Origin of the sequence: Bartonella sp. AP88XZML (assembly GCF_042195565.1) — a bacterium.
Classification (GTDB): domain Bacteria; phylum Pseudomonadota; class Alphaproteobacteria; order Rhizobiales; family Rhizobiaceae; genus Bartonella.
Window position 1 is genome coordinate 1 of sequence record NZ_JBHIOQ010000002.1, and the last position, 3833, is coordinate 3833.

The 3833-nt window shown below is 42.2% G+C and carries 5 protein-coding genes and 1 pseudogene; 2 read left to right on the plus strand and 4 right to left on the minus strand.

Annotated features, from left to right (window positions below):
- The first annotated feature begins 173 nt into the window (after positions 1-173).
- Both ACFIK2_RS00015 and ACFIK2_RS00020 read left to right on the plus strand, forming a co-directional pair.
- Positions 174-485: a type II toxin-antitoxin system RelE/ParE family toxin gene (locus ACFIK2_RS00015; RefSeq protein WP_017196508.1), complete on the plus strand. Its 312-nt coding sequence runs from the start codon at positions 174-176 to the stop codon at positions 483-485.
- On the plus strand, positions 466-747 hold the full coding sequence (locus tag ACFIK2_RS00020; protein WP_273788712.1) for an addiction module antidote protein: 282 nt from the start codon (positions 466-468) through the stop codon (positions 745-747). Before ACFIK2_RS00015 ends, ACFIK2_RS00020 begins: the two co-directional genes overlap by 20 nt.
- 34 nt (positions 748-781) lie before the next feature.
- On the opposite strand, the gene ACFIK2_RS00025 is transcribed toward ACFIK2_RS00020, so the two are convergent.
- The 4 genes and pseudogenes from ACFIK2_RS00025 to ACFIK2_RS00040 all read right to left on the minus strand — a co-directional run.
- On the minus strand, positions 782-1162 hold the full coding sequence (locus ACFIK2_RS00025; protein WP_375633221.1) for a hypothetical protein: 381 nt from the start codon (positions 1160-1162) through the stop codon (positions 782-784).
- A 19-nt stretch (positions 1163-1181) separates the two neighbouring features.
- Complete coding sequence (locus ACFIK2_RS00030) at positions 1182-2306, minus strand: N4-gp56 family major capsid protein (protein WP_273788714.1); 1125 nt, start codon at positions 2304-2306, stop codon at positions 1182-1184.
- Positions 2307-2397: 91 nt separating this feature from the next.
- On the minus strand, positions 2398-3291 hold the full coding sequence (locus tag ACFIK2_RS00035; RefSeq protein WP_375633220.1) for a hypothetical protein: 894 nt from the start codon (positions 3289-3291) through the stop codon (positions 2398-2400).
- A gap of 13 nt (positions 3292-3304) precedes the next feature.
- Positions 3305-3833 (minus strand): annotated as a pseudogene (locus tag ACFIK2_RS00040) (phage portal protein); the annotation flags it as partial.

Here is a 3833-nt window from a genome sequence, read left to right on the forward strand (position 1 = left end):
ATCTTGAATGACCGACACTAAGTGCGAAAGTGTTCTCTTATGACGATAAACATCTCGCTTTACAGGTATCGGTCCTCCGGTTTTAATCCGAATATAATGACGTGTCATCAAAATACCTCTCAGTAAAAATTATTACTATTGATATTATATATATTGTGTAGTATAGTGCACTGATGGTAGCGATAATAAAAACAACAGATGAATTCGATAACTGGTTAGAAAAACTTAAAGACAGAAAAGCTGCTAATATAATTCTTGCAAGGCTTCATAGAATTCGTTCAGGGCTTTTGGGTGATGCAAAGTTTTTTAATGGTATAGGTGAATTACGTATCCACTATGGTGCTGGTTACCGAATTTATTTTACAAAAAAAGGCGATAAAATCATTATATTGCTTTGTGGTGGTGACAAATCCACACAATCCAGTGATATTCAAAAAGCCTTATCTCTTTTAGAGGATCTTAAAAATGAAATTGAAAACCTTTAACTTTGAAAAACACCTCACAACACCAGAATCTCAAGAAGTCTTTTTAAATGAAGCCTTTAAAACTGGTGATGCCTCTCATATAGCGGATGCCCTTGGTATTGTTGCTAGAGCACAAAATATGAGTGCCTTAGCAAAAGAAACCAATCGCGAACGCAGTGGATTATACCGCTCTTTAAGCAAAACAGGTGATCCTAAACTTTCTACCTTAGTCGCTGTCTTATCTGCCCTTAATTTACAACTCTCTGTACAATCTGCTCCATAAATCGTGAGGGGAATTAAGCCTTCCCCTATACCTCTCAACGATTGGTCACGAATTGCACGACCACAACACACTCACCAGCCGCGGTTGTTTTATCCCGTGTTGCATAAAGCGTAAGCTCTTGATCTTCTGGAACAAACTCTTTTTGGTTGGTTGATGTAAAATCTTGAGTGCTTTGGGTTTTGATATCCTTTTCACTAAACTCATTACCACCATAGGTGCTGCCTATCTTTAATTTCGCATCCGAAAACGCTGTCTTCACAAACGCTTTAATCGAAAGGATCATTGCACCACGCGGTAAAGTCCCGATTTTGCGCGTCAAATGCTTATCTTTATGCGAGATATTCAAACGCAAAAAACTGACCTGATGTGTATGAAGATCTCTGCCGTGTAAGTGTCCTGTTACGCCATCTACCATGTCCTATTTCCTTTCCTCATCACTCAACTTCACCGCTGTAGGTGGGGATAACTATCGTTCCAAAATCTTGGGCTCCTTGTGCTCTTCCGGGCATTTGGAAACGCGTTTTCTTCATGCCCATAATTGTATGCACTCCAAAACCGTATTCGCGTTTGTAGTCGAAGGTTTCTTCTTCGATTTTATAGCGGGTCTTACCGTAACTCTTACCAAATGCCATAACGACACTTTGCGCTCCAAGCAAAACAGCACGGCGCACACCTGCAAGACGTGTACTATCCGTGGATTTAACACCATTGGTGACATGCTCTGATTCACGTAAAATCACACCGTTGTACATGCCTAGAGAACCATCAAAGATTGGGTTTTTGGAACGCGAACCGGTATAAGCAGCTTTCTGAATATCAAGCCATTGACCCGTCTCTGTATTAGTGCGCAATTGTGTCACCTGAATGGGATGCAAATACAACACATAAACACTCTCGCCATTCACGCGAACCGGTCTAATTTTAGGATTCGCTAGCTTAGCGCACTGAACCGCTTCATCTATCAATTTAAGATTAAAGCTGTGTTTGGCTTTTTCTGTAAGCTCTTCATCCTTGGTTTTTGCTTCTGGTCGCACAATGCGCTTACTGCTTGGAGCTAATGGTGCATTAAAGCCCCAAAAAAGAGGATCAAGATCAACCAGTTCTCCCTCAAAATTAAGCCTGTTGGCTGTATAACCGCAAGCGTGAACGAAAAACATCAAACTCAAACGGTCCGCATACCAATCTGATAAACTGTTTTTGGCTTCTTCGCGCAAATTAAACAATGTGCGCTGATTATCAATAGTGCCTTCATTGGCAATTCTTGTTCCATGATAAAGTTCATTGATATACAGTTTATCATGAAGGAATTGTAGTGCCTCTTCATTGCCTTCAAGGGTTTCACCCTCACTCACACCACGTCCTGATAACTGAGCTCGCAGACTAAATGTTACACAATCCCCTTTGCCTTTTTGCGTCTCTGTTTTCACCTGAATAATGCTATTGGAATCCTGCCCCATCAAAGGAGCAATAGGAGTTGCTTTGGAGACCTCCGCATCAAGAATTCTCGCCCATGTTTTTAACGCATGGGGATCATTAATCCCTATATGTGTTGTTGCCATTTATTTCACCTTTCTTTGCTATAAAAAAACCGGCTTAAAGCCGGACCACCAACCCGCACCAAAGGCGGCTTATTCTCTAAAAGTCTTTCACTTAATCTTCATCATCTGCACCACTCAATTTGCGTATAAGCACTCGGTTCTTTGGATTACTGTACCACGCTTGAAACTCTTTATCCGTCATAGCGTCCATCGTTTCCCATGAAAGTGGACCCGTCACGCCCCCTCCACCAGATGCCGTTAAGGTTCTCGCAGAATTCTGCCGACTTTGAAGTTCTGCAACTTGATTATTCGCTTGCACTGCTTGGTTCTGATAGCCAAGGTTTTGTGCTATTCTATAAATTTCTTCTGCCGGATTGAGATCTCTTTGTGCACAAGTCGCTACAAGCGCATGCAATTGATCTCTTATAATCGCATCTATTGTGTTTTGTTGTCCATACTCAGGATAAAGTGATGACCAAGAACTCAATTCCTTTGCGCGTGCCTCATAAAGAAAATTTGCCGCGGCATCAAAATCACTGGATTTATTTTGAAACGACTTAACAGAATTATTAAAAAATTCACCAAGACGCATATCGTGCTGCTGCTGTTCCTCAGCTTGTCTTAGCGCTTCTTTCTGTTCCCTAATATACGCATCTTGCTTTTGAATCTTATCTAACATCCACGCCACTAAACGAACAGGGTCCTCACGTAGGTCTGGGGGTGCATTTTCACCTTCAACCATTGGCGTCTGGGATTGGGGTTCATAAAACTTGACAAGCGCTTCACGGGCTTGTTTGGCTTGTTGCTCCACACGCTGCTGTTCTATACTAGGAACAATCTCTGAAGGCTTTTCAACGGGCTGTGCAACCGGCTCTGGAGAGGTGACATCATCATTATCAATCGTTTCACCATCATAAGTGCCAGCATCAAAAGAGCTCTCATCATCAAAGACCGGTGCTCCAACTCTGTAATCTTCATTCATAGCTTCATTCATTTCTGCATTCATTCTTTCACCTTTCTCAACTATGCATACCTCTGTGTAATGCTATTCGCTCTCGCATAATCTGATTGTGTGCCTGATCATTGAGAAGCTTCTGCCGTTCAATCTCATAGCGTTGCTTCATCAGTTCTGCGTCTGTTTTTGCTCTCTCTTGATGCACAAAAAGATCAATCTGCTTTTGTTGCAAATCCATCTGATGCATCTGTGCTTTCGTCTCTAAGTCTTGTTGCTTTTCCTGCAACTTCATTTCCTGCTCGGGATCCATCTGCTGTTGTTGTGCCATTTGTTGCTGTTGGAACTTCTCACTGACACGATTGAGTAATGACGCAGGCAAGGGTGAGTAACGAAGTAGATCAAGCATAATATCCGGCGTAATGGCATTTTGAAGCAATGGGAGCAGCTGTGTGATGATACCGAAGGTGCGCTCTTTCTCATTCGGGCTGGTTGGCGCATCATCAACTACAATATCATACTCGACACTCGTTACTTCTTCACGCGTCAATGGAATATATTGCGCATTCTCTTCACCAGATATCCGTACCAAACGA

Coding starts and splice junctions, on each gene's coding strand:
- ACFIK2_RS00015 (WP_017196508.1), top strand. CDS start 174: ATGGTAGCGATAATAAAAACAACAGATGAATTCGATAACTGGTTAGAA.
- ACFIK2_RS00020 (WP_273788712.1), top strand. CDS start 466: ATGAAATTGAAAACCTTTAACTTTGAAAAACACCTCACAACACCAGAA.
- ACFIK2_RS00025 (WP_375633221.1), bottom strand. CDS start 1,162: ATGGTAGATGGCGTAACAGGACACTTACACGGCAGAGATCTTCATACA.
- ACFIK2_RS00030 (WP_273788714.1), bottom strand. CDS start 2,306: ATGGCAACAACACATATAGGGATTAATGATCCCCATGCGTTAAAAACA.
- ACFIK2_RS00035 (WP_375633220.1), bottom strand. CDS start 3,291: ATGAATGCAGAAATGAATGAAGCTATGAATGAAGATTACAGAGTTGGA.